This is a genomic window from Halosimplex rarum (genome assembly GCF_047715405.1).
Taxonomy (GTDB): Archaea; Halobacteriota; Halobacteria; order Halobacteriales; family Haloarculaceae; genus Halosimplex; species Halosimplex rarum.
The window spans coordinates 3,750,187-3,772,320 of record NZ_CP180412.1 but is presented as its reverse complement, the minus strand read 5'-3'; the positions used below and the strand labels follow the sequence as shown (position 1 = coordinate 3,772,320).

Annotated in this window: 24 protein-coding genes; 13 read left to right on the top strand and 11 right to left on the bottom strand. The window is 69.2% G+C overall.

The window, feature by feature from the left end; all coding sequences use genetic code 11:
- Positions 1 to 303, bottom strand: a complete 303-nt coding sequence (locus tag ACMGFH_RS18035; protein WP_415379864.1) for a hypothetical protein — start codon at positions 301 to 303, stop codon at positions 1 to 3.
- A gap of 204 nt (positions 304 to 507) precedes the next feature.
- Here ACMGFH_RS18035 and ACMGFH_RS18030 point away from each other — a divergent pair, with 204 nt between their 5' ends.
- Both ACMGFH_RS18030 and ACMGFH_RS18025 read left to right on the top strand, forming a co-directional pair.
- Positions 508 to 774, top strand: coding sequence for a winged helix-turn-helix transcriptional regulator (locus tag ACMGFH_RS18030; RefSeq protein WP_415379862.1), 267 nt, complete (start codon positions 508 to 510; stop codon positions 772 to 774).
- A 420-nt stretch (positions 775 to 1,194) separates the two neighbouring features.
- Positions 1,195 to 3,321 (top strand): PQQ-dependent sugar dehydrogenase, encoded by a 2,127-nt coding sequence (locus ACMGFH_RS18025; protein ID WP_415379860.1) that lies wholly within the window; start codon positions 1,195 to 1,197, stop codon positions 3,319 to 3,321.
- 34 nt (positions 3,322 to 3,355) lie between these two features.
- On the opposite strand, the gene ACMGFH_RS18020 is transcribed toward ACMGFH_RS18025, so the two are convergent.
- The 10 genes from ACMGFH_RS18020 to nikR all read right to left on the bottom strand — a co-directional run bounded on the left by ACMGFH_RS18020 (position 3,356) and on the right by nikR (position 13,788).
- Complete coding sequence (locus ACMGFH_RS18020; protein ID WP_415379859.1) at positions 3,356 to 4,501, bottom strand: AI-2E family transporter; 1,146 nt, start codon at positions 4,499 to 4,501, stop codon at positions 3,356 to 3,358.
- A gap of 81 nt (positions 4,502 to 4,582) precedes the next feature.
- Complete coding sequence (locus ACMGFH_RS18015; RefSeq protein ID WP_415379857.1) at positions 4,583 to 5,518, bottom strand: acyl-CoA thioester hydrolase/BAAT C-terminal domain-containing protein; 936 nt, start codon at positions 5,516 to 5,518, stop codon at positions 4,583 to 4,585.
- Positions 5,519 to 5,664: 146 nt separating this feature from the next.
- A complete protein-coding gene (locus ACMGFH_RS18010; RefSeq protein WP_415379856.1) occupies positions 5,665 to 7,590 on the bottom strand; it encodes a PINc/VapC family ATPase in 1,926 nt (641 codons plus the stop codon).
- 88 nt (positions 7,591 to 7,678) lie between these two features.
- Entirely contained in the window at positions 7,679 to 7,900 is a 222-nt protein-coding gene (locus ACMGFH_RS18005; RefSeq protein WP_415379855.1) for a phage terminase large subunit family protein, read from the bottom strand.
- Between the two features lie 159 nt (positions 7,901 to 8,059).
- Positions 8,060 to 8,761 (bottom strand): ABC transporter ATP-binding protein, encoded by a 702-nt coding sequence (locus ACMGFH_RS18000; RefSeq protein WP_415379854.1) that lies wholly within the window; start codon positions 8,759 to 8,761, stop codon positions 8,060 to 8,062.
- Positions 8,758 to 9,606: an ABC transporter ATP-binding protein gene (locus ACMGFH_RS17995; protein WP_415379853.1), complete on the bottom strand. Its 849-nt coding sequence runs from the start codon at positions 9,604 to 9,606 to the stop codon at positions 8,758 to 8,760. The genes ACMGFH_RS18000 and ACMGFH_RS17995 overlap by 4 nt, the downstream gene beginning before the upstream one ends.
- Positions 9,603 to 10,748, bottom strand: a complete 1,146-nt coding sequence (locus ACMGFH_RS17990; protein WP_415379852.1) for an ABC transporter permease subunit — start codon at positions 10,746 to 10,748, stop codon at positions 9,603 to 9,605. Before ACMGFH_RS17990 ends, ACMGFH_RS17995 begins: the two co-directional genes overlap by 4 nt.
- The gene (urtB, locus tag ACMGFH_RS17985) at positions 10,738 to 11,688 is read right to left on the bottom strand and encodes an urea ABC transporter, permease protein UrtB (RefSeq protein WP_415379851.1); all 951 of its coding nucleotides are present in this window, start codon (positions 11,686 to 11,688) and stop codon (positions 10,738 to 10,740) included. Before urtB ends, ACMGFH_RS17990 begins: the two co-directional genes overlap by 11 nt.
- 2 nt (positions 11,689 to 11,690) lie before the next feature.
- Positions 11,691 to 12,998, bottom strand: a complete 1,308-nt coding sequence (locus ACMGFH_RS17980) for an urea ABC transporter substrate-binding protein (RefSeq protein ID WP_415379850.1) — start codon at positions 12,996 to 12,998, stop codon at positions 11,691 to 11,693.
- 379 nt (positions 12,999 to 13,377) lie between these two features.
- Positions 13,378 to 13,788, bottom strand: a complete 411-nt coding sequence (gene nikR / locus ACMGFH_RS17975; protein ID WP_415379849.1) for a nickel-responsive transcriptional regulator NikR — start codon at positions 13,786 to 13,788, stop codon at positions 13,378 to 13,380.
- A gap of 151 nt (positions 13,789 to 13,939) precedes the next feature.
- Between nikR and ACMGFH_RS17970 the strand changes: the two genes are divergently transcribed.
- The 11 genes from ACMGFH_RS17970 (at position 13,940) to ACMGFH_RS17920 (ending at position 22,131) form a co-directional block, all read left to right on the top strand.
- On the top strand, positions 13,940 to 14,578 hold the full coding sequence (locus ACMGFH_RS17970; RefSeq protein WP_415379848.1) for an energy-coupling factor ABC transporter permease: 639 nt from the start codon (positions 13,940 to 13,942) through the stop codon (positions 14,576 to 14,578).
- Entirely contained in the window at positions 14,578 to 14,895 is a 318-nt protein-coding gene (locus ACMGFH_RS17965) for a PDGLE domain-containing protein (protein WP_415379847.1), read from the top strand. Before ACMGFH_RS17970 ends, ACMGFH_RS17965 begins: the two co-directional genes overlap by 1 nt.
- A gap of 15 nt (positions 14,896 to 14,910) precedes the next feature.
- The gene (gene cbiQ / locus ACMGFH_RS17960; protein WP_415379846.1) at positions 14,911 to 15,705 is read left to right on the top strand and encodes a cobalt ECF transporter T component CbiQ; all 795 of its coding nucleotides are present in this window, start codon (positions 14,911 to 14,913) and stop codon (positions 15,703 to 15,705) included.
- A complete protein-coding gene (locus ACMGFH_RS17955; protein ID WP_415379845.1) occupies positions 15,702 to 16,526 on the top strand; it encodes an energy-coupling factor ABC transporter ATP-binding protein in 825 nt (274 codons plus the stop codon). The genes cbiQ and ACMGFH_RS17955 overlap by 4 nt, the downstream gene beginning before the upstream one ends.
- Before the next feature lie 159 nt (positions 16,527 to 16,685).
- Positions 16,686 to 17,129: an urease subunit beta gene (locus tag ACMGFH_RS17950; protein WP_415379844.1), complete on the top strand. Its 444-nt coding sequence runs from the start codon at positions 16,686 to 16,688 to the stop codon at positions 17,127 to 17,129.
- Positions 17,126 to 18,844: an urease subunit alpha gene (gene ureC / locus ACMGFH_RS17945; protein ID WP_415379843.1), complete on the top strand. Its 1,719-nt coding sequence runs from the start codon at positions 17,126 to 17,128 to the stop codon at positions 18,842 to 18,844. The genes ACMGFH_RS17950 and ureC overlap by 4 nt, the downstream gene beginning before the upstream one ends.
- Before the next feature lie 10 nt (positions 18,845 to 18,854).
- Entirely contained in the window at positions 18,855 to 19,211 is a 357-nt protein-coding gene (locus tag ACMGFH_RS17940; protein ID WP_415379842.1) for an urease subunit gamma, read from the top strand.
- The gene (gene ureG / locus ACMGFH_RS17935; protein WP_415379841.1) at positions 19,208 to 19,831 is read left to right on the top strand and encodes an urease accessory protein UreG; all 624 of its coding nucleotides are present in this window, start codon (positions 19,208 to 19,210) and stop codon (positions 19,829 to 19,831) included. Before ACMGFH_RS17940 ends, ureG begins: the two co-directional genes overlap by 4 nt.
- A gap of 1 nt (position 19,832) precedes the next feature.
- The gene (locus tag ACMGFH_RS17930; protein WP_415379840.1) at positions 19,833 to 20,825 is read left to right on the top strand and encodes an urease accessory protein UreD; all 993 of its coding nucleotides are present in this window, start codon (positions 19,833 to 19,835) and stop codon (positions 20,823 to 20,825) included.
- Positions 20,825 to 21,445 carry an urease accessory protein UreE gene (locus tag ACMGFH_RS17925; protein ID WP_415379839.1) on the top strand — a complete coding sequence of 207 codons (621 nt, stop codon included), beginning with the start codon at positions 20,825 to 20,827 and terminating at the stop codon, positions 21,443 to 21,445. The genes ACMGFH_RS17930 and ACMGFH_RS17925 overlap by 1 nt, the downstream gene beginning before the upstream one ends.
- Positions 21,442 to 22,131: an urease accessory protein UreF gene (locus ACMGFH_RS17920; protein WP_415379837.1), complete on the top strand. Its 690-nt coding sequence runs from the start codon at positions 21,442 to 21,444 to the stop codon at positions 22,129 to 22,131. Before ACMGFH_RS17925 ends, ACMGFH_RS17920 begins: the two co-directional genes overlap by 4 nt.
- The last annotated feature ends 3 nt before the right edge of the window (positions 22,132 to 22,134 follow it).

Genomic DNA, 22,134 nt, shown 5'->3' with positions numbered 1-22,134 from the left:
TTACAGGGAGGTCTCCGCGGTCAGCAGGATTCCCCAGGAGACGAACCACAGCGAGAAGGTGATGAACGCGACGTAGAGGTACTCCTTCGCGCCGAAGTCGTCCACGTCGATGCCGATCACCGAGTACACCGGGATCTGGACGAGGACGGCCGCCCCGAGCAGGTAGAGCCCGAGCCGGTCGCCCGGCCCGGCCGCGAGCGCCGCGGCGGCGACGCCGGCGCCGAGCCCCAGCAGGGAGGCGAACGTCGTCACCGTCAGCCCCCGGAGGTGGTCGTCCCAGCCCTCGGCGGTTTCGGTAGCCATACGTCCGTCTCGGCCACGCGGGCTAAAAAGCCGTTCGTTCCCCTCCCCGCGGACCGCCGATCAGGAGCGCGACCAGCGGCCGGAACGGGGGACGAGACCGCGCCCGGGATAGCCCCCCGATTCGGCCGCGATCCGGCGCGTCCGACGGATCTTGGCTAACTCCAGTGTCAATCTTTATTGTACGCGCGTCCCTCCGTCCTATCGATGCCCGACACAGACGGGGACGACCTCAGCGATCTGCCGCCGAGCGCGAAACTCGTCTACAAAGTACTGGAGTACGACGGCCCACTGACGCAGAAAGGGATCGTCGAGGAGTCGATGCTCTCCGCACGCACCGTCCGCTACGCCCTCGAACGGCTCGAAGCGATCGGCGTCGTCGAGGAAGACGTCTACTTCGCGGACGCCCGACAGAACCTCTACGAGATCGACAAGGCCGACTGCGAGTGCGAGGCCCCCGCCTCCGCCGACTGACTGCGTCCGCTTTCTCACGCTGGGGCCGGCAGCGCCGCGCGCAGTAAGCAGTCGTTCCCCGGCGCCGGTCGGACCGAACGTATTTCGCATCTGAGACGCCTTCGACCCGATACTCGGACGCGCTCCGAGCCCGCGTAAGGCGACGTTTCGTTCGAAATCGGGCGAGGCGACCCGTCCGGTCGGCACGACTTACCGCCGACGGGCGGATGCGCAGCACCTCCCCGGCCGCAGACGTGTAAGCGTACCCGCTCTCTTCGGACCGACCGCCTGTCGCCCGGCGCCTATCGCGTTCGGTATCCGCGGTCACATTCGGCACCCGCCACCCGATAGGCCGGCTCTATCGAAGTTTTTCCGGGGATACCGAGAAAACGGTGTTTGGCCGTTTTCATCGCGCCCGCCGAGTGATTGACGTGGTAACACATGACAGACAGTTCGGACGAGACAGACCGATCAGTGGATCAGACTGGCGAGACTAGCGGCTGGCGGCCCTCGCGGCGGCGCCTCCTCGAAGTCGGCGCGGCGACCGGTGCGATCGCGGGGTTCGGAAACCTCGCGTTCGGTCGCCAGGCGCAGACCTACCGGTTCGGCGGGGAGGTGTCCGCCTGGACGGGCCAGGAACCGGAGTCGATCGCCGACGAGGAGAACCCGACCCTCGAACTGACAGCCGGGACCGAGTACGAGGTCGTCTGGGAGAACCTGGACGGCGCGGCCCACGACTTCACGATCCAGGACGACCAGGGGGAGACGATCACGGCGACGGAGACGATGTCCGAGCAGGGCGCGACCCGGTCGCTGACGTTCACGGCGACCACGGAGATGGCCCAGTACATCTGTACCGTCCACCCGAACACGATGATCGGCGACATCGAGGTGACGGAGGGCGCCACGGCTACACCGGGGGCGGAGACCGAAACGGCGACCGGGACCGAGGCCGCGACCGACACTGACACCGACACCGAGACAGAAACCGGGACGCCCGGCGTCGGCGCCGGGTTCTTCGAGGCCGGCGCCGAGGTCGGCGTCCAGCAAGTCGCCGACGGGCCGCTGACGGCGCCGACGGACTTCGCCGACCCGGACGACGGCACGGGCCGCTTTTTCGTCACCGACCAGACCGGCGAGCTGTACCTCGTCCGCGAGAACGGCGTCCGCGACGAGCCGTTGATCGACGTGAGCGACCGGATGGTCGAACTCGGGACGTTCTACGGCCTGTACGCGAGCCAGACGCAGGACTACGACGAGCGGGGCCTCCTCGGCGTCGCGACCCATCCGGAGTTCGGCGACAACGGACTGCTCTACCTCCACTACAGCGCCCCGCCGACCGAGGAGTTGCGATCGATTCACTGGGACCACGTCGAGGTGGTCTCGGAGTTCGCGATGAGCGAGGGCGGGGACTCGGTCGAGCCCGACTCCGAGCGACAGCTCCTGCGGATCCCGCACCCGCAGTACAACCACGACGCCGGCCCGATGGCGTTCGGCCCCGACGACTACCTCTACGTCCCGATGGGCGACGGCGGCGGCGCCAACGACGACATGTACGGCCACGCCGACGACTGGTACGAGACGAACGACGGCGGCAACGGGCAGGACCTCAGACACAACCTGCTCGGGGACGTCATCCGCATCGACGTCGACGAGGGAGCTGACAACGGCACTGCAACGCCCGGCGGAACGCCGACCGGAGCGGACACTGACGAAGAGCGACCCTATGGCATCCCCGACGACAACCCGTTCGTCGACGAGGACGACGTCATGGACGAGATCTACGCCTACGGGTTCCGCAACCCCTTCGGCATCGACTTCGATTCGGAGGGGAACCTGTTCGTCTCCGACGCCGGGCAGAACCTCTGGGAGGAGGCCAACGTCGTCGAGCGCGGCGGCAACTACGGCTGGAACGTCAAGGAGGGGACCCACTGCTTCAGCACCGAGGAACCCAGCGACGTGGAGGCGATCACCGACTGTCCCGAGTCGGAACCCGACGAGGCGCCCTACGACGGGAGCGACCTGATCGACCCCGTCGTCGAGTACCCGCACGTCTACCAGGGCCAGAGCGTCGGGATCACCATCGTCGGCGGTCACCGCTACGAGAACGACACCGTCGCCGAACTCCAGGGCGCGTACGTCTTCGGCGACTGGTCGGCCGACCCCGCGCGGTCCGAACCGCTCGGTCGCGTGTTCACCGCGATGCCACCGGACGACTTCGGCGCCGACGGCACGGGAACCGGAACGGAGACCCCGACGGACACCGCGACGCCTGCCGGAACCGAGACGGCCGCCGGGGAGGAGACCGAGACGCCCGGCGGCGAGGAGGCGCCGGAGATCGGCCCCGACGACGTGCCGCGCGAGGACCTGTGGGAGATGGCCGAACTCCAGTTCGTCGACGGGTTCGACTGGTTCGTCAGGCAGTTCGGTCAGGACCGGAACGGCGAGATCTACGTCCTGGTGAACCGACGCGGCGTCCCCGACGGCGAGACCGGCGCCGTCCTGCAGATCGTCCCGCCCGAGCAGGGAGAAGACGTGACCGCGACGGAGACGGACGGCGGAAGCTGAGTCGGTCGGCGGCCCGACTCCACGCACCCGGTTTTTAGCTCGGCTCGTTTCGTTCGTCGGCTCCCTCCTCGTCGGGGCCGCTCGCCGGCTCGTCGACCGCGTCGGCGGAACCCGACCCGCCTCCCGTGCGTCCGAGAGCGTCGGCGGCGGCCGAACTCTCGGTCGACGCCCGGGCGAAGCAGTCGAGCGCGAGTTTCGCACCGCCGAGGACGACGGGGCCGACGAACAGGCCGACCGCGCCGAAGACGGCGAGCCCGCCGAAGATGCCGACGACGACGGTGGCGGAGTTGAACGCGGCGGTCTGGCCGATGAGCGCCGGACGGAGGTACGAGTCCGAGAAGGTGACGAACAGGCCGTAGACGGCGAGCGCCGCGCCGGCGGTCTGCTGTCCGTTCGCGACCAGGTAGACCGAGGCCGGGATCCAGACCCCGAACGCGCCGACGAGCGGGAGCAGCGTCAGGACGAACGTGGCGACGGTGAGGAAGACGACCGCCGGGACGCCGGCGACCACCAGTCCGACCCCGAGCATGACCGCCTGGATGGCCGCGACGGCGACGTTCCCGACGACGGAGGCCCACATGAGGTCGTCCAGCCCCTCGCGGAGTTCGTCCAGGATCGGGTCCTCGACCGGCAGGACCCACTGGAACCACGACACCAGCCGTTCGCCGTCGCGCAGCAGGGCGAAGAGGACGAACAGCGTGACGGTTACCCCGATGAACAGTCCCGGGAGACTGCCGGCGAGGTCGAGCGCCCCCATCGTGATCTGCCGGATCCCCGCAGCGATCCGTTCCTGGTTCGCCTCGTACAGCGCGACGAGGTCGACGGCGTATCCGTTCGTCTCAAGCAGCCCCTCGATGGTCGCGAGGTCGAGTTCGCCCCCTCTGATGGCTCGCACCACCCCGAACGCCTGCCGAGCGGCGATGGAGACCACGTAGACGAGCGGGATCAACACGAGGAGCAACGTGGCCGCGACGAGCGCCAGCGCCGCGAACGTCGGTCTGACGTAGCGCTCGACCCGCCGCTGGACGGGGTACAGGATGTACGCGAGCACGACGCCGAACAGGACGAACTGGAGATACGGCAGGAGGACCGACAGCGCGAGAACGGCGCTCACCACCGCGAACGCGGTCAGCCCGGGTTGCCTGTCGATCCAGTCCGGCCGGGTGTAGCCGTCTGACATGTCCCGCAATGCAGCACCGGATCAGATTATTCTACTGATACGACCGGTCGTCCTCGACGGGCTTCGGGCGCTGGAGCGCCGTCACTCGCAGCGGTCAGTCCAGAACCGGCCTCCTCGTCCGACGACGGCGAGTGTCTCCAGCGTTCGCCGCCAGGCGTCCGCAGCGGCGCGTGCGTTGGCTTCGTTCGTCCCGCCCAGCCAGTGCTCGTCGGCGCGGTCGTCGCTCTCGTCGAACCGGTAGGGAACCCTGATCGCGTGCCCGGCATCGGAGTACGACCGGTGTTCGACCGAGTAGGGGTGGTCGTTCGCCTCGAGACGATGGACGACTCGCTCCGAGAACGCGGTCGCCGGCCACACCGTGTCCCGGCCGCCGGAGACCAGCAGCACGGGGCCGTCGATGTCTTCGACGGGGATAGCCGCCCGCTCTCGTTGCTCGGCCGTGGAACGGTCCAGGGCAAGCGTCGCCGCGTTCGGCGGTTCCTCCCCGAGCGGGGCGTCGATCCCGTCCGCATCGGTCACGTGTTCGTCGATGGGGAGGAACGGCACCGGCTCGCCGTCGAGCGTCCACGCCGCTCGCCCCTCGGCGACGCCGTCCATCCACGCGGGCGCCGGGAACGCGTAGCAACTCGGGACGTACGCGACGACCGCACCGAACGCGTCGAAGTGCGAACCGGACAGCAGCGCCGCTTCACCGCCGCGAGAGAACCCGACGACCCCGACCGGGGCGTCGCAGACGTCCGGTCGGCCCCGGAGCCAGCGCGCCGCAGCGCCGAACGTCTCCAGCGGGATCCGTTCGAGAACGTCTGGAACCCCGGGCGCGCCGAAGTACTCGACACACAGCGCGGTGTATCCGTGCTCGGCGAGCAGCGCGGCGTATCCCCGCTCGTACCCGCCCGCGCCACCACCGCCGTGCAAGACGAGTACGCCCTGGTGCGGCCCCGGCCCGAGACCGCGATAGCGGCGGCCAGTCACTGTCTCCGTCCGGACCGTCTCACCCGAGACGAATCGCTCTGTCACGTCGTGGTCTCCCGCGAGCGGCGTGATAATCGCTGTGCTGACACCGTCCACAGCGTCGGAACTATGTCGACTGTGGCACGCCGCCTGCGAAACGGTGGAGAGATTCGACAGTTCGACCCCTCACCCGACAGAAATTGAGAGACGGCTTACGACGGGCTGACGGTGATCGTCTTGCCGCGGTCGATCGCCCGTTCGAGCTCTTCGGCGATGGCCGAGCCGCGCGAGACCTGCACCTCGCCGCCGCGCGAGACGGTCGCGGTGAAGAGGTACTCGCCGTCGGCCTGCACCTCGACGGTGTCGCCCTCGTAGCCGTCCATCGGGATGACGACGTGCCGGGAGGTGATCTCGGGAGAGACGATCTCGCCGCCGCCCGCACCGCCGGGACCGCCCGAGCCGCCACCGCCCGAACCGCTACCGCCGCTTCCGCCGGGGCCGCCCGCGCCCTGGGGCTGTTCGCTGAAGGTGCGGACGTCGATGTCGATGCCCAGGCGGTTCTCCACGTCGGAGATGCGACCGCCGCCCTTGCCGATGACCGCGGAGATGTCGTCGTCCTCGACGTACACCACGGCGGTGTTGGGGTCGCGGATCTGGACCTCGACGTGGCCGTGGGCGATCGAGCGGATCTCCCGCTCGACCTCCTGTTTGGCGATGCGCTCGGTGCCGCTCTCGGCGCCGGCCCCGCCGTCGGCGGCGTTCTCGCCGATCGGGACGGTGACGACCTGGCGGTTGAACGTGTAGATCTCGTAGGCGGGCCGCCCCGTCTCGAAGTCGCGGATCATGATGACTGGGCGCGCGAGGTCCTCCTCCATCAGTCCCTCGGGGACCTTGACCTCGGTCGTCACGTCGTAGACGGTGTCGACCGCGCCGGCCTCGATGTAGACGACAGTGTCGACGACCTGCGGGATCATCCCGAGTTCGACGCGGCCGACGAGGCGCTGGAGTGCGTCGATGGCTCGCGTCGCGTGGACGACGCCGACCATGCCGACGCCCGCGAGGCGCATGTCGGCGAAGACCTCGAAGTCGTCGGTCTTGCGCACCTCGTCGTAGATGGTGTAGTCCGGCCGGACCATCAGCAGGGAGTCGGCCGTCTTGGCCATCGACCCGCCGAGTTCAGTGTACTGGGTGATCCGGTCGCCGACCTGCAGGTCGCGCGGTTTCTCCATGGTCTTGACGGCGAAATCGGAGTCGGCGAGGAACTCCGCGACGGCCTGGGCGAAGGTGGACTTGCCGGCCCCCGGCGCGCCGGAGATGAGGACGCCGCGCTGGTGTTCGAGCAGGCGCTCGCGCAGTTCGTCGGCGTGCTCGTAGTCGTCGAGGTCGGTCTTGACGATGGGGCGGACCGCCGTTATCTCCAGTTTGTCCGAGAACGGCGGCCGGGCGATGGCGATGCGGTACTGGCGGAACTGGACGATGGTCATACCCGGTTCGTCGAGTTCGACGAACCCGTTCGCGCTGGCGCGCGCGGAGTTTTCGATGTCCTGGGCCCACTCCTTGAGGTCGGTCTCGGTGGAGATCTCCTCGCGGATCGTCTCGTAGTGCATGTCGCCGATCTCGCCGCGCTTGGCCATCGGCGCGACGCCGACCTTGAGGTGGAGGCTCATCGTCGTCTCGTCGAAGAACTGCTCGATGTCGAGCGACTCGGTGTCCCGGCCGCGCGGTTCGAGGTACACGACGTCGAGACCCTTGGCCTTCGCGACCTCGCTCTGGACGACGTCGCTGGTGACGAGCGTCGCGTCGTGTTCCTCGGCCAGGTCGCGGATGATCGCGTCGATCTTGCCCTCGCCGGCCTCGCGCTGTTCGACCTCGGCGGGGCGGCGACCGACGTACTCGACGGAGGCGGTGCCCTCGTCGTGGAGTTCGGCGAGCCGCTGGAGTTCTCCCAGCCCGTCCCAGCCGCTCTCGCGGCCGTCGTTGGCCTGCGCTTCGAGTTCGCCCACGACCGCCTCGGGGACGTAGACGGTGGCGCCGGCGAATCCCTCGCCGACCGCCTCCGAATCGGGGTCGGCGTCGGCTTCGATCTGCTCGGACACGCGGCCGTCGATGACCACGCTCGTGTCCGGAACGATGTTCATACCGTTCGTACGGCGTCCGGCCGTGAAAAGGTCCCTGATGTGCGGGGGTGGGTCGGTCTCTAGCGGTCAGCAGAAGTAGGGCGGACGGTCAGGCGTACTGCGGGAGTTCCGCCCGACTGCGGGTCGTGATAACCGTGTCGCAGTCGGGACACTCGTAGGCCGCGCCGCTCGCGTGGTCGTCGCTCGGTTCCTCGCTCTCGCGAACCACCCAGTCGCCGGTCGGTTCGCTCTCGTGTCCACACTCCGGGCAGAACAGCGTCGCTTTCCGGCGGCTGTCGCGGCCGGGCGTGGAGGGGGTGTGGACGCTCACTGTACCTCGACGTAACGGTTGGAGACGGATAACCCCTTTTGCCTATTATCATTCGGTACAGACCCCGAAACCGTGGAATTGTGTCGCACACTCGCGGCGGCGGGGACGGGGCGCTCGCCCCGTCCGTCCCGACCGCGTCTGCGGGATCTGGTGGCCCGTTCAGACGGCGAGGTAACTCGCGATCGTGTCCTCGTCGTCGAGCGCCTCCGCGCCGAGTTCGTCGACGATCTCGCCGCGCTCCATGGCGTAACAGCGGTCGGCCATCGAGCGGATGACGCCGAGGTTCTGCTCGACGAAGAGGATTGTCGTCCCCAGTTCCTCGTTGATGGCGCGCATGTCCTCGCTGATCTGGTCGACGATCGAGGGCTGGACGCCCTCGCTGGGCTCGTCGAGCAGGAGCAGGTCGGGGTCGGCGACCAGCGCCCGTGCGATGGCGAGCATCTGCTGCTGGCCGCCCGAGAGCGTCTCGCCGTCCTGGTTGGCCCGGTCTTCGAGCACCGGGAACAGGTCGTAGACCTCCTCGTACCGCGTTTCGTCGCTGCCGGCGTTGACGTGCTCGCCCATCTTCAGGTTCTGCTCGACGGTCAGGCCGGGGAAGATGTCCCGGCCCTGCGGGATGTAGCCCATCCCGGCGCGGGCGCGCTCGTCGGCCGACTGCCCGGTCACGTCCGTCCCGCGGTAGGCGACGGTTCCGGTATCGGGTTCGAGGAGGCCGACGACCGTCTTCATGAGCGTCGTCTTGCCGACGCCGTTCTTCCCGACGACGCCGACGATCTCGCCCTCCTCGACGGACAGATCGACGTTCCGGAGCACCGGCGCATCGTAGCCGACGGTCACGTCGGCGAGTTCGAGGAGCGTCACTGCTCGCCCCCCAGGTATATCCGCCTGACCTCCGGGTCCGCTTCGATCTCCTCGATCGGGCCCTCGCGGAAGATATCGCCCTGGTGGAGAACGGTCACCTTGTCGGCGATCTCGCCGACGAAGTCCGTGTCGTGCTCGATGACGACGAACGCGATCCCCTCCTCGCGGTTGAGCCGCTGGATCCGGTCGGCGATCTCCGCCCGCTCGTCGACCGAGAGGCCGGCGACCGGCTCGTCGAGCAGGAGCAGGTCCGGTTCGAGCGACGCTGCCATGCCGATCTCCAGCTGCTGTTGCTGGCCGTGCGAGAGGGTGCTCGCCTCGACGTCCTCGTACCCCGCGAGCCCCGCGTCGGCGATGGCCTCGTCGACGCGCCGGCGGCGCTCCTCGCCGTCGGCGAACTGCTGGATCGGGAGGCGGGCGTTCTCGCGGACCGAGAGGTCACCGTACACCGAGGGGACCTGGAACTTCATGCTGATGCCGTTGCGGACCCGTTCGTTGGGTTCCAGGTCCGTGACGTCCTGCCCGTCGTAGTAGATGCTGCCCTCCGACGGACTGAGCGTCCCGACGACGAGGTTGAGGAGCGTCGACTTCCCGGCGCCGTTGGGACCGATCAGGCAGCGCAGCTCGCCTTCGTCGACGCTGAAGTCGATCGAGTCGGTGGCGGTGAACCCGCCGAAGCGCTTGACCAGGTCGTCGGTCTGGAGCAGGGTGTCGGTGCGCGGGCCCGTGGCCCGCCCGGCCGGCGTCTCGCGGACGTTCGGCTGGAGGCCCTCGTCGGCGGTGTCGCTCGCGGGTCCTCCGTCCCCGCTCCCCGATGCTTCCCTGCGGTCGGCATCGCTGCTCACGAGTCGGTCACCTCCCTGGGCGCGTCGGCGTCGTCGATCTCCGAGACGGGGACGGCGCTGCCCGCGAACCGGTCGGCGATCCACGGGACGATGCCGCCGGGCAGCGCGAGGATGAAGACGAGCAGGAGCGCCCCGAGGACGACCAGCGCCATCTCGCCCTGGGTCGAGAGCCGGAAGTACTCGATGCCGATCGTGGCGATCACGGCGCCGAGCAGGCTCTTGCGGCCGCCGACGCTCACCCAGATGACGGGCAGCGTGGCGAACCACAGCGCGAACACCTGCGGGTCGATGTAGACGTTTCGCGCGGCGTACAGCACGCCCGAGAGTCCCGCGAGCGCGCCGCCGAGCGTGAACGTCAGCAGTTTGACGCGCTTGACGTCGTAGCCGAACATCTGGGTGCGGTCCTGGTCCTCCCGGACGGCGACCATCACGCGGCCGAAATCGGAGTTGACCAGCGCGCGCAGGCCGAGGTACGTCGCCAGGAGCGCGACGAGCGCGAGATAGTAGAACGGGTCGAACGCGAACAGGCCCAGGAACGACAGCTCGTTGAACACGAACTGGAAGGAGGCGACGCCCTCGATCCCGAGTTCGAGCAGCGGGATGCCCGGCATCCCGTTGAACCCGCCGAGCGGCGCCTCGCCGATGGTCCACTCCGAGCCGGCGGTCTGGGCCATGAAGGTGTTCATCACCATCGTCGCGACGAGCGTGATGATGGTGACGTAGACGTCCCTGACGCCGCCGTAGAACATGAAGTACCCCAGCAGCGCGGCGGCGAGGGCGCCCAGCGCGACGCCGGCGACGACGGCGGCCGTGATCCCCGTCGCGTCGGGGAGGTTGATCGAGACGATTCCGAAGGTGTAGCCGCCGACGCCGAAGAAGACGACCTGCCCGAAGCTGAGCACGCCCGAGTAGCCCCAGACGAGCGACAGCGACAGTCCCAGCAGCGCGAGCACGAGGAACAGCGAGAACTGCCCGCTGCTGGCGAACGCCGGCAGGGCCGCGAGCGCGAGGACGGCGACGGCGAAGCCGACCCAGAAGCCCCGCGAGTTGCCGACCGTGTTCGGGCCTTCGAGACGGCCGCGGACGCGAGCGAGCGGACCGCGGGCGGCCCCCGACGGTCCGTCCGTCGGTTCAGTCGCCATCGTTGGCCTCCTGGCGGCGGGCGCGAACCCGATCGATGAACCCGGTGATACCGTCGGGGAGGAACCGGAGCGCGAGCATCGCGGCCAGCAGCAGGGCGATCCTGCCGAACGTGGTCGAGTCGGTGACGTTCGTCACCGTCGCGCTGACGGCGCCGAGCACGCCGCCGGACAGCGCCGTCCCGAGGACCACGCTCGGGCCGCCGACGACGACGGCGACGAACGCCTCGATGAGGAACCCGTCGCCCAGCGTCGGTTGCATCGCCCGGATCGGCGCGAACAGCGCGCCGGTCAGCCCGGCCAGTCCCGACCCGATGGCGAACGTCAGCATGTACGTGCGCTCGGTGTCGACGCCGAGCGCCTTCGCCGTCTGCTCGTCCTGCATGGTCGCGCGGACCCGCGTGCCGAACGTCGTGCGCGTGAACACGACGTAGGTCGCGGCGAGGACGGCGACGCTGACGCCGGCGAGGACGAGCTGGTAGGTCGCGTAGGAGAACTCGCCGTAGGCGACGTTTCCGAACGGCGTCCCGACCGTGTCGATGGAGTTCCCGAAGACGATCCGAGCGCCCTGAACCATGACGAGGCTCAACCCGAAGGTCGCGACCATCGAGTCGGCCAGTCGGTCGTACAGCGGTTCCATCAGGTCGCGGCCGGCGATCCGCTGGCCGATCCAGTTGGGGACGAACCCCGAGATGATCGTCCGCTCGACGACGACGCCGAAGGCGGCGGTCACCAGGGTTCCGACGACCATCGCGACCGGCAGCGGGAGCCCCGCCCACGTGACGGCGAACGTGGTCGCGTACGCGCCGACGAGGATGAACTCGCCGTGAGCGAGGTTGATGACGCCCATGATGCCGAAGATGACGGCCAACCCCGCCGCTGCGAGCACGACGAGCGCGAAGCTATCGAGGAACTGAAACGCGAGGTTCAGGCCGTTGACCATCCCTATTCGGCCTCCTCGAAGTAGTCGACCGGCGTGTATTGGGTCTGCTCGGACTCCTCGGGGAGGTTACAGCCGACCGTCTCCGAGAGGAACTGCTCGGGCACCTTGCGGTTCTCGACCGCCTCGACGTTGTGCTCGTCGTCGGCGCGCATGACCCACATGTGGTGGTCGACGTGGTGGGTCGCGCCGTCGAGCGCGATCTCCTCGCCCTCGGGCGCTTCGGGCGCGCGCTCGGTGCCGAGGGTGATGCCCGACTCCAGCGCCTCGATGACCTCCGGCTGTTCGAGCGTGCCGGCCTGCTCGACGGCCTCCTTGTACATGTACGTCGAGAAGTAGTTCGTCTCGGCCTCCTCGTTGAGGTAGGGCGCGTCGGGGTACTTCTCGAAGTAGCGGTCGACGAAGCCGCCGTCCTCGGTGTTGCTCGTCGTCGGGACCTCCTGCATGTAGTTGACGCCGGCGTAGATGTTCGCCATCGCCGGCGGGTCGAGGCGCTCGTGCTCGTAGCCCTGCGCCATCGCCGTCGACGTGCCGATGGGGACGTCCAGCCCCGCGGAGGCCTTCTGCTCGTAGAAGGAGGTGTGATTCGCGCCGACGAGCATCGACATCACGAAGTCGGGGTCGGCGTCCTGGATGTTGTTGATCACCGAGCCGAAACTGGACTCGCTGAGCGGGATGAACTCCGGATCCGCGACGACTTCGGCGTCGTTCTCGTCGGCCAGAACCTCGACCCAGTCGGCCGAGAGCTGGCCGAAGTTGTAGTCCGCCGCGATCGTGTAGATCTTCGGGCCGTACTCCTCGACGAGGTACGGGAGGACGGTGCCGAGCTGTTGGCGGGCCGTGGGCCCCATCGCGAAGGTCGTCTTGTCGCAGACGCCGCCCTCGTACTGGGTCGTGTAGAAGTACAGCTGCTCGTTCCGGTTGATGATCGGCCGGATCGCCTCCCGCGTCGCCGAGGAGTACCCCGCCCAGAGGGCGTCGACCCCTTCCTCGTTGATGAACTCGCGGGTGAGCTCCTGGTAGCGCTGGTTGTCCGACTGGGGGTCGCGCGTGACCGGTTCGATCTGCTTGCCGTCGATGCCGCCGTTGTTGTTGATCTCCTGGATGGCGAGCATCGACGCCTTGTATTTGGGGTCACCGACCAGCGCGAAGTTGCCCGACTGGTCCTCCAGCACACCGATCTTCACCGTGTCGGAGCTACTCGCCGTGTCGGTCGTCGCGCCCCCGGTCTCCGAACAACCGGCCAGCCCGGCGACCATCGCCGCACCGCCCGCCGTCACGAACTGCCGGCGACTGATCCCGCTGTCGCTCATTCTGCCACACCTACAGAGTTACGATCTGAAACAATCCGGGCCGAAATTTCACACTTTTCACCACTGTCTCGGAACATACCCGCACGAGCGTCCATCATATTCGTACGTTCCTTCGATTTCCCAGCCGGTAAATAAGGGTTTGCACTCTCGTATTATAGATGTCCAATACCCTTCGCTTGAATATTAGGATGTGTTAGGACTGTCCATAATTAGTTGATATTCGAAATCGATCGGTCGAAATAGATTGAACGTTGTGTTCCAGACGATTCGAGCGTGAGAGCGGAGTCTCGCGGACTCGTCGAGACCGCCGACGCAGAAGTGACAATGAACGAACGATCAGAACGATCGCCGGATTCGACGGGTCCGGAGATCCCGGCGATCACTCGTCGACGACGACGACCTTCACCTGCTGGACGCCGCCGAGCGCGCGCAGGCGATTGGCGAGTTCGGTGATATCGGCGGCCGACCCCTCGACGACGAGCGTCTCCATGCAGGTGTCGTGCGAGAGGTGGATGTGCTGGACAGAGGTGATCGCGTCGGCCATCTCGTGCTGGATCGACTGGAGGTCGTCGGCGATGCCGTCGACGTGGTGGTCGTGGACGATGACGACGGTCCCGTGGTGCTGGGTATCGCCGCCGGCCTCCCACTCGTAGTCGGCGAAGAAGTCACGCAGCGAGTCCCGGATGGCCTCCGACCGACTGTCGTACTCCCAGTCGTCGACGATGCCGTCGAGCCGGTCGACCATCGACGACGGGAGCGTCAGACTGATCCGGTCGATGTCGTCTCCCATGACCCCGGCTACGACGCTGTGGGTAATATGGCTGGTCACACGCGGGCAGCCCGCCGCGGGTACGAGCGCGGACGGCGCACACCGCCGCTTGGCGCCCCAGTAATACTGCACGAAGATGAAGTATTATTAGATGGGGGTGGGGAGGGTGCGTATGCACATTCCGGACGGCTACGTCGATCTGCCGCTCGCATTGCTGTTCGCCGCGCTCTCGGTCGCGGTCCTCACGGTCGCGGCGCGGCGCGTCGGCGGCGAGGTATCGGACGCCCGGGCGCCGCTGCTCGGCGTCGTCGCCGCGGGGATATTCGCTGCGCAGATGCTCAACTGGCCGATCCCCGGCGGGACGAGCGCCCACTTCGTCGGCGGCGCGTTCGCGGCGATTCTGCTCGGCCCCCACCTGGGCGCGCTCTGCGTCGCCACCGTCGTTTCCATCCAGGCGCTGGTGTTCGGCGACGGCGGCCTCGTCGTCCTCGGCGCGAACGTGTTCAATATGGCCATCGTCGAGGTGTACGTCGGCTACGCGGTCTACCGCGCGGTCGCTCCCTACGGCGAGTTCCGCGCGGCCTTCGCCGCCGGCTGGCTCGGCATCACCGCCGGCGCGCTCACCGCCGGCCTCCAGATCGGCCTCTCGTCGGCCTTCCAGTACGAGCTACTGGCGACGCTGGCGATCATGGGCGTCGGCCACCTCGTCCTCGGCCTCGTCGAGGGCGCCATCACCGCCGTCGTCTACCGCTATCTCGTCGAGGCTCGCCCTGACCTGCGGCCGATCGGGCAGCCGGAGGTGAGCGCCTGATGGCACCGCAGTGGATACCCGAGTGGGCGACCCGGGCGCTCGCCGTCCTTCTCGTCCTCGCCCTGCTCGCGCCGGTGTTCGGCTGGGCGGCCGGACAGGTCGGCTACGCCGAACCCCTGGAGAACGCCGCCGAGGCGACGGGCGCGACCGACGACGCCGAGCCCGTCGACGCCGCGCCGTTCCCCGACTACAGCGTCCCCGGGCTCGGGACCGCCGCGAGCACGTTCGTCTCCGCCGTCGTCGGGACGGCGCTGACGCTCCTGGTCGCGCTCGGCATCGGCCGCCTGCTCGGAACCGACCCCGAGGGGCCGCGCTGAGGAGCGCCGACGCCGATGCGCCACGCCGACTCCCTCGACCGGACGCTCGCCGCGCTGGCCGACCGCGCCCGCTGGTTCCTGCTCGCCGAGGACGTCCCCCAGCGACCGGGCTTCCTGCAGGCGGTCGCGCCGAGCGTCAAGCTCGTCGGTCTCGTCGCGCTCGTCGCGCTGACGGTCAGCCGGCGCGACCTGCCCTCCGTCCTGGCGCTGACGGCCCTCGCCGTCGCGCTCGCGTTCGCGTCGCGGGTGCCCGCACGGACCTTCGCCGGCCGGCTCGTCGGTCCGCCGGCGTTCGCGCTGGTCGCCGTCGCACCGCAGGTTCTGCTGATGGGCGGGCCCACCCTTGGCTCGACTCCGCTGTCGGTCGCGGGCGTCGAGTACGTCGCCGTCTTCACCGTCCGCGTCGCGGCCTGCGTCGGCTTCCTCTCCCTGCTCCTGTTGACGACGACGTTCGCGGACGTGCTCGCCGGGCTCCGTCGCCTCCGCGCCCCGGCCATCGCGGTCTCCCTGCTCTCGATCACCTATCGTTACCTCCTGCTGTTTTTCGCCGAGCTCGAACGGATGGTGCGGGCGCGGCGGGGGCGGACGGTCACCGATCCGGACCTGCGACGGACCTGGCGCGACTCGGGCAACTTCCTCGGGACGTTCCTCCTGCGCAGCGTCGAGCGGGGCGAGCGCGTCCAGCGCGCCGCTCGCGCCCGCGGTGCCAGCGGGACGACGCCGGTCCGTCCGCGAGCGACCCCGGGCGCCGCCGACGCCGCGTTCGCGTTGATAGTCGCGGGCACCGCGTTGGGAGTGGTGCTCGCGTGACCGACGACGGCGGCGGTCCCCCGGCCATCGAGGCGACCGGTCTCCGCTACGCCTACCCGGACGGGACCCCCGCGGTCGACGGCGTCGACGTGACCGTCGCCGAGGGCGAACGGGTCGCGCTGCTCGGCCCGAACGGGGCCGGCAAGAGCACGCTCCTCCAGATCCTCGGCGGGCTGATCGACCCCGACGACGGGGAGGTCCGGTACTTCGGGGAGACGGGCGACGCCGACGCCGTCCGCGACCGGCTGAGCGTCCTCACGCAGGACCCCGCCGACTACCTGTTCAACCCGACCGTCCGCGAGGACCTGGCGTACGGCCCGGCCCAGCAGGACCTCCCCGACGGCGAGACCGACCGACGGGTCGACCGCGTCGCCGCCCGACTCGATCTCGGCGAGTTGCTATCGAAGCCGCCGTTCAGACTCAGCGGCGGCGAGCAGCGGCGGGCAGCGCTCGCGAGCGCCCTGACCGTCGAGCCCGACGCACTCCTCCTCGACGAACCGGTGAGCAACGTGGACGCCGCCAACCGCGCGGCGATCCTCGACCTGCTGGACGAGCTCGCCGCCGAGGGGGTCACGCTCGTCGTCTCGACCCCCGAGACGGAGCTCGTCCCCCACGTCGCCGACCGCGTGGTCCTGCTCGACGCGGACGGACGCGTGGCCGCGACCGGGTCTACCCGCGAGATTCTGACCGACGCCGACCTGCTGACCGACTGCGACCTCCGCCCGCCCCAGGTCGTCCGCCTGTTCGACGGGCTGACCGACGACGTCCCGCTGACGGTCACGGAAGCCGAGACGCGGCTCGACGACACCGACGATAGTTGATCGAACGACCACAATAGACTCCGATATTCAAACGATCGCGGTTACTCTCGGCGGCGCCCGGTGGTATTTGCGCTGAGGCCAATCGACTAATGGAGCCTCCGCAAATAATCGCGCAGATGATCGACTATCAGTCGGAACTATCGACGGACGTGGTACGGTATGGATGACGACGCGATCCCCGGCGAGGTGATCGCGGGCGAGGGGACGGTGACGATAAACGAAGGCCGCGAGACAGCAGAGGTGACGGTCGGGAACGCGGGCGACCGGCCAGTGCAGGTCGGCTCGCACTTCCACTTCTTCGAGGCCAACGCCGCCCTGGAGTTCGACCGGGAGGCCGCGTTCGGGATGCGACTGAACGTCCCCGCCGGGACCGCGGTGCGGTTCGAACCAGGCGACGAGCAGACAGTCGATCTCGTCGCCATCGGCGGCAAGCGCGTCGCCCACGGGATGAACGGCCTCGTGAACGGGAGCGTCGACGGGGACGCCGCCGCGGCCGTCGAGCGCGCCGAACGGCAGGGCTTCGGGGGCATCCCGTCCCAGGCCGGGAAACTCGACGGCGATGGAGCGAGCGAGGAAACGGACGACGAGGAGGACGAGTCGTGACCCGCGAGGTCGACCGTGAGGCGTACGCGGAGCTGTACGGCCCCACCGAGGGCGACCAGGTGCGGCTGGGCGACACCGAACTGCTCGTCGAGGTCGAGGAGGACCTCCGGACGCCCGGCGACGAGGCGGTCTTCGGCGGCGGGAAGACGCTGCGCGACGGCCTCGGGCAGTCCCCGGGCACGACCCAGGAGGAGGGCGCCCTCGACTGGGTGCTGACGAACGCGCTCGTGATGGACCCCATCCACGGGATCGTCGCCGCGGACGTCGGCATCCGCGACGGCGAGATCGCGGGGATCGGGAAGGCCGGTAACCCCGACACGATGGACGGCGTCGACATGGTCGTCGGCCCCTCCACGGACGTCTACCCCGCGGAGGGGAAGATCGCGACACCTGGCGGGCTGGACATCCACGTCCACTTCAACTCGGCGCAGTTGCCCGATCACGCGCTCGCCTCCGGGATCACGACGATGCTCGGCGGCGGCTACGGCGGCGGCGCGACGACCTGCACGACGGGGCCGAAGAACGTCGAACGCTTCCTGCAGGCCGCCGAGGAGTGGCCGGTCAACGTCGGCTTCTACGGCAAGGGCAACGCCTCGAAGCCCGGCCCCCTCCGGGAGCAACTGGAGGCGGGCGCCTGCGGGCTGAAACTCCACGAGGACTGGGGGTCGATGCCCGACGCCATCGACACCTGCCTCGACGTCGCCGAGGAAGCGGACGTGCAGGTGTGCATGCACACGGACACCCTCAACGAGGCGGGGTTCGTCGAGAACACCTTCGCCGCCGTCGACGGGCGGACCATGCACCTGTTTCACATCGAGGGCGCGGGCGGCGGCCACGCGCCAGACATCATGGAGATGGTCGGCCAGTCGAACATGCTCCCCTCGTCGACGAACCCCTCGATGCCCTACACCGTCAACACGTTCGACGAGCACCTGGACATGGTGATGGTGTGTCACCACCTCAACCCCGACGTGCCCGAGGACGTGGCGTTCGCCGAGTCCCGCGTCCGCGCGGAGACCATCGGCGCCGAGGACGTGCTCCACGACGAGGGCGCCATCTCGATGATGACCTCCGACTCCCAGGCGATGGGCCGCCAGGCAGAGGTGATCTCCCGGACGTGGCAGACCGCCTCGAAGATGAAGTCCCAGCGCGGCCCCCTGCCGGAGGACAAAGCCGCCGACACCCGCGACGGCTCCGACAACTTCCGCGCGAAGCGCTACCTCGCGAAGTACACCGTCAACCCCGCTATCTCCGCGGGTATCGACGACTACGTCGGCACGCTCGAACCCGGGAAACTCGCCGACGTGGTGCTGTGGGACCCCGCGTTCTTCGGCATCAAGCCCGCGATGACGTTCAAGGGCGGATTCCCGGTCTACTCGGAGATGGGCGAGGCCAACGGCTCGCTGATGACCTGCGAACCGATCAAACAGCGGCCCCGCGCCGGCGCCGTCGGCAAGGCCAAACACGCCCTCTCGCTGTCGTTCGTCAGCCCGGCGGCCGCCGAGGCAGACGTCGGCGACGAGTACGGCCTCGACACACCGGTCGTCCCCGTCTCCGGCGCTCGCACGCCCGGCAAGGGCGACATGCACTACAACGACTACTGCCCCGACGACATCGAGATCGACCCCGAGACCTTCGAGGTGAAAGTCGACGGCGAGGTCGTCGCCTGCGAACCGAGCGAAGAACTGCCGCTCGCACAGCGGTACATGCTCTAGGAGTCTCAGAATGAATCTCACACCGAAAGAGGAGGAGCGGTTGACGGTCTTCATGGCCGCAGAACTCGCCCGGCGCCGCAAGGAGCGTGGCGTCAGGCTGAACCACCCCGAGGCTGTTGCGTACATCTCCGACTGGTGCGTCGAGCGCGCCCGCGACGGCTGGGACGTCGCCGAGATCCGCGCCGAGGCCACCCAGCTACTGGACCCCGAGGACGTCATGTCGGGCGTCCCCGAGATGGTCGACATGATCCAGGTCGAACCCGTGTTCCCCGACGGGACGAAGCTCGTGACTGTCCACGACCCGATCCGGTCGGCGGACGCGGCGGAGCAGTCTGGCGATTCCGACGAACCGGAGGCGAAATCGTGAGTCTCACCCACCGCGACGTGGCGACGGTCGGCATCGGCGGCCCCGTCGGCTCGGGCAAGACCGCGCTCGTCAGCGAACTCGTCCCCCGACTCCGCGACGGGGGGCTGGACGTCGGCGTCATCGCCAACGACGTGCTCACCCAGGAGGACGCCGACGCGCTGCGCCAACGGTTCGCCGGCGTCGTCCCCGAGGACCTCGTGGCCGGCGTCGAGACGGGTGCCTGCCCCCACACCGGCATCCGCGAGGACCCGTCGATGAACCTCGCGCAGATCGACGACTTCCTCGCCGACCACCCCGACCTCGACCTGGTGATCGTCGAGAGCGGCGGCGACAACCTCGCCGCGACGTTCAACCCCGAACTCGCCGACTACTCGCTGTACGTCATCAGCGTGGCGGAGGGCGAGGACATCCCGCGCAAGCGCGGCCCCGGCGTCGTCGACTGTGACCTGCTCGTCATCAACAAGACCGACCTGGCCCCTCACGTCGACGTGGACCTCGACGTGCTGGAGGCCGACGCCGACGAGGTGCGGGAGGGCCCGTTCGTCTTCACGAACTGCAGGGCCGGCGAGGGGATCGAGGCAGTACAGGATCACGTCAGCGACGGGGTGCTGTTCGCCTGAGATGGCGGCCGACACGCCCGACCGACCGTCCGACGGTCCACGTCAGGGGGACGAGCCGCCGCACCCCGCGTTCGCCGAGTACGCCGCCGAGTCCGTCCCCGCCGCGGCGGTCGGCTCGCCCGGCAAGGACGGCCGCCTCGAACTGGCCTTCGCCGCCGACGCCGGCGGCGAGACGAACCTCGTGCGAGACCTCGCGCGGGCGCCGTTCCACGTCAGCGGCACGCTCGGCCACGACCCGCTGCCCGAAGCCGAGACGGTGTACGTCCAGTCGCCCACCGGCGGCGTCGCACAGGGCGACCGGCACGACGTCGACGTCGTCGTGGGCGCCGACGCCGTCGCGCACGTCTCCACGCAGAGCTCCCAGAAGGTGCTCTCGATGGCGCGCAACTACGCCGCCGCGGACGTGTCGCTCGCCGTCGGGAGCGGCGGCCACCTCGACTACGTGCCCGAACCGACGATCCTCCACGAGGACTCGCGATTCTTCCAGGGAGTCGACCTCGAAGTAGCGCCCGACGCGAGCGCCGTCGTCGGCGACGTGGTCGTCCCCGGCCGGCTGGCCCGCGGCGAGCGCTTCGACTTCGAGCGGTACCTCTCGCGCCTGCGCGTCCGCCGCGAGGGGGACCTGCTCGTCGACGACGCCACCCACCTCCGGCCCGCCGACGCCGATCCCTCGGGACCGGGGGTCATGGGCGAATTCACCGTCCTCGGGACGCTGTACGTCCTCACACCCGCCGGCGACGACGCCCCCGACGGCACCGACCTGAGCGACCGACTCCACGAAGTCGCGAACGCCGAGGCAGACTCAGGAGACCATACGGACGGAGACGCCGATGCGGTCCGAGCGGGCGCGACGCGACTGCCGAACGACGCCGGCGTCGCCGTGCGCGCGCTCGGCCACCGCGCGGAGACGGTGACGGCCGCGCTCCGCGCCGCGTGGGACGAGGCACGAACCGAACTGCTCGGCGTCGGCGCTCCCGACTCCAGGAGGCCCTGATGCTGGTCGCCGAGGCGTTCGTGGGGACGCTCGACGACGACGCGGTCGCCGAGCGCGTCGAGTCGGGCGACCCGCTCGCGGTCGCCGTCGACGGGACCGAGCGCCGCCGCTCGCGCTTCCGCACGACGGCCGACGACGGGACGGACCTGGGCGTCGTCGTCGCCCGCGAGTTGCGCGACGGCGACGTGCTCTCGACGGGTGACCGACTGGTCGTCGTCTCACTGGAAGCCGTCGAGGCGATGGCGATAGACTTCGGCGCCGTCACAGACCCGGACAGGGCGGCGGTGACGACGGCGCTCGAACTCGGTCACGCCGTCGGGAACCGCCACTGGGATCTCGCGGTCGAGGGCGAGCGCGCCTACCTGCCGCTCGCCGACACCCGCGAGCGGATGGAGTCGACCGTCGAACCGCACCTTCCCGACGGCGCGACGATCGAATACGACGAGGTCCCGCCGACGCTGTTCGACGAGGGCGACGCTGCCGACCACTCGCACAGCCACGGCGAGGGTGACCACACGCACAATCATGATGAGGCCGGCCACTCCCACGCTCACGACCACGGCGTGCGGACGCTCGACCCGAAACCGGGGGGCGATTCCGACGGAGGCGAGCAGTCGTGAGCGACGAGGCGACCCTCGAATCGCTGCGACTGGCCGACTCGTTCCTCCCGGTCGGGACCGACAGCGTCTCCTACGCGCTGGAGCAGTTCGTCGCGGCCGACAGCGTCGCGGACGCCGACGACCTCCGGGACCTCGTCTCGACGGTCCTCCGGCGCCAGCACGGCCGAGCGGATCTGGTCGCGCTCCGCGCGGCCCACGCCGCCGCGTCGGGCGGGGATCCGGTCGCCGTCGAACGAGCCGACCGACGACTCACCGCGGTCACGCTCCCCGCGGAGTTCCGCGAGAGTTCCGAGCGGACGGGGAACCGACTGCTGACTCTCCAGCGAGACCTCCGCGAGGACGACCTGCTGGAGCGGTACGGCGAAGCCGTCGACGCCGGCGACGCGCCGGGCAACTACGCGGTCGCGCTCGGCGTCGTCACCGGGCTGGCCGGCGTGACCGTCCGCGAGGCCTGTCTGCTCGCCTGTCACGAGTTCGCGACGGCGCAGCTGGCCGCGGCACAGCGGCTGCTGCGACTGGGACACACCGACGTCCAGCGCGTCCTCGACGACCTCCGGCCGGCGATGGTCGACGCCGTCGAGGAGAGCGCCGACCGCTCGCTCGACGACATGACGCCGTTCGCACCGCTCGTCGACGTCCGCTCGGCCGAGCACGAGCGGGCCGATCGGCGGCTGTTCCTGAGTTGAAGG

Excerpts from the sequence above, each read along its gene's own strand:
- ACMGFH_RS18035 (WP_415379864.1), bottom strand. The coding sequence starts at position 303 with ATGGCTACCGAAACCGCCGAGGGCTGGGACGACCACCTCCGGGGGCTG.
- ACMGFH_RS18030 (WP_415379862.1), top strand. The coding sequence starts at position 508 with ATGCCCGACACAGACGGGGACGACCTCAGCGATCTGCCGCCGAGCGCG.
- ACMGFH_RS18025 (WP_415379860.1), top strand. The coding sequence starts at position 1,195 with ATGACAGACAGTTCGGACGAGACAGACCGATCAGTGGATCAGACTGGC.
- ACMGFH_RS18020 (WP_415379859.1), bottom strand. The coding sequence starts at position 4,501 with ATGTCAGACGGCTACACCCGGCCGGACTGGATCGACAGGCAACCCGGG.
- ACMGFH_RS18010 (WP_415379856.1), bottom strand. The coding sequence starts at position 7,590 with ATGAACATCGTTCCGGACACGAGCGTGGTCATCGACGGCCGCGTGTCC.
- ACMGFH_RS17990 (WP_415379852.1), bottom strand. The coding sequence starts at position 10,748 with ATGGCGACTGAACCGACGGACGGACCGTCGGGGGCCGCCCGCGGTCCG.
- urtB (WP_415379851.1), bottom strand. The coding sequence starts at position 11,688 with ATGGTCAACGGCCTGAACCTCGCGTTTCAGTTCCTCGATAGCTTCGCG.
- ACMGFH_RS17980 (WP_415379850.1), bottom strand. The coding sequence starts at position 12,998 with ATGAGCGACAGCGGGATCAGTCGCCGGCAGTTCGTGACGGCGGGCGGT.
- nikR (WP_415379849.1), bottom strand. The coding sequence starts at position 13,788 with ATGGGAGACGACATCGACCGGATCAGTCTGACGCTCCCGTCGTCGATG.
- ACMGFH_RS17970 (WP_415379848.1), top strand. The coding sequence starts at position 13,940 with ATGCACATTCCGGACGGCTACGTCGATCTGCCGCTCGCATTGCTGTTC.
- ACMGFH_RS17965 (WP_415379847.1), top strand. The coding sequence starts at position 14,578 with ATGGCACCGCAGTGGATACCCGAGTGGGCGACCCGGGCGCTCGCCGTC.
- cbiQ (WP_415379846.1), top strand. The coding sequence starts at position 14,911 with ATGCGCCACGCCGACTCCCTCGACCGGACGCTCGCCGCGCTGGCCGAC.
- ACMGFH_RS17950 (WP_415379844.1), top strand. The coding sequence starts at position 16,686 with ATGGATGACGACGCGATCCCCGGCGAGGTGATCGCGGGCGAGGGGACG.
- ACMGFH_RS17940 (WP_415379842.1), top strand. The coding sequence starts at position 18,855 with ATGAATCTCACACCGAAAGAGGAGGAGCGGTTGACGGTCTTCATGGCC.
- ACMGFH_RS17930 (WP_415379840.1), top strand. The coding sequence starts at position 19,833 with ATGGCGGCCGACACGCCCGACCGACCGTCCGACGGTCCACGTCAGGGG.
- ACMGFH_RS17925 (WP_415379839.1), top strand. The coding sequence starts at position 20,825 with ATGCTGGTCGCCGAGGCGTTCGTGGGGACGCTCGACGACGACGCGGTC.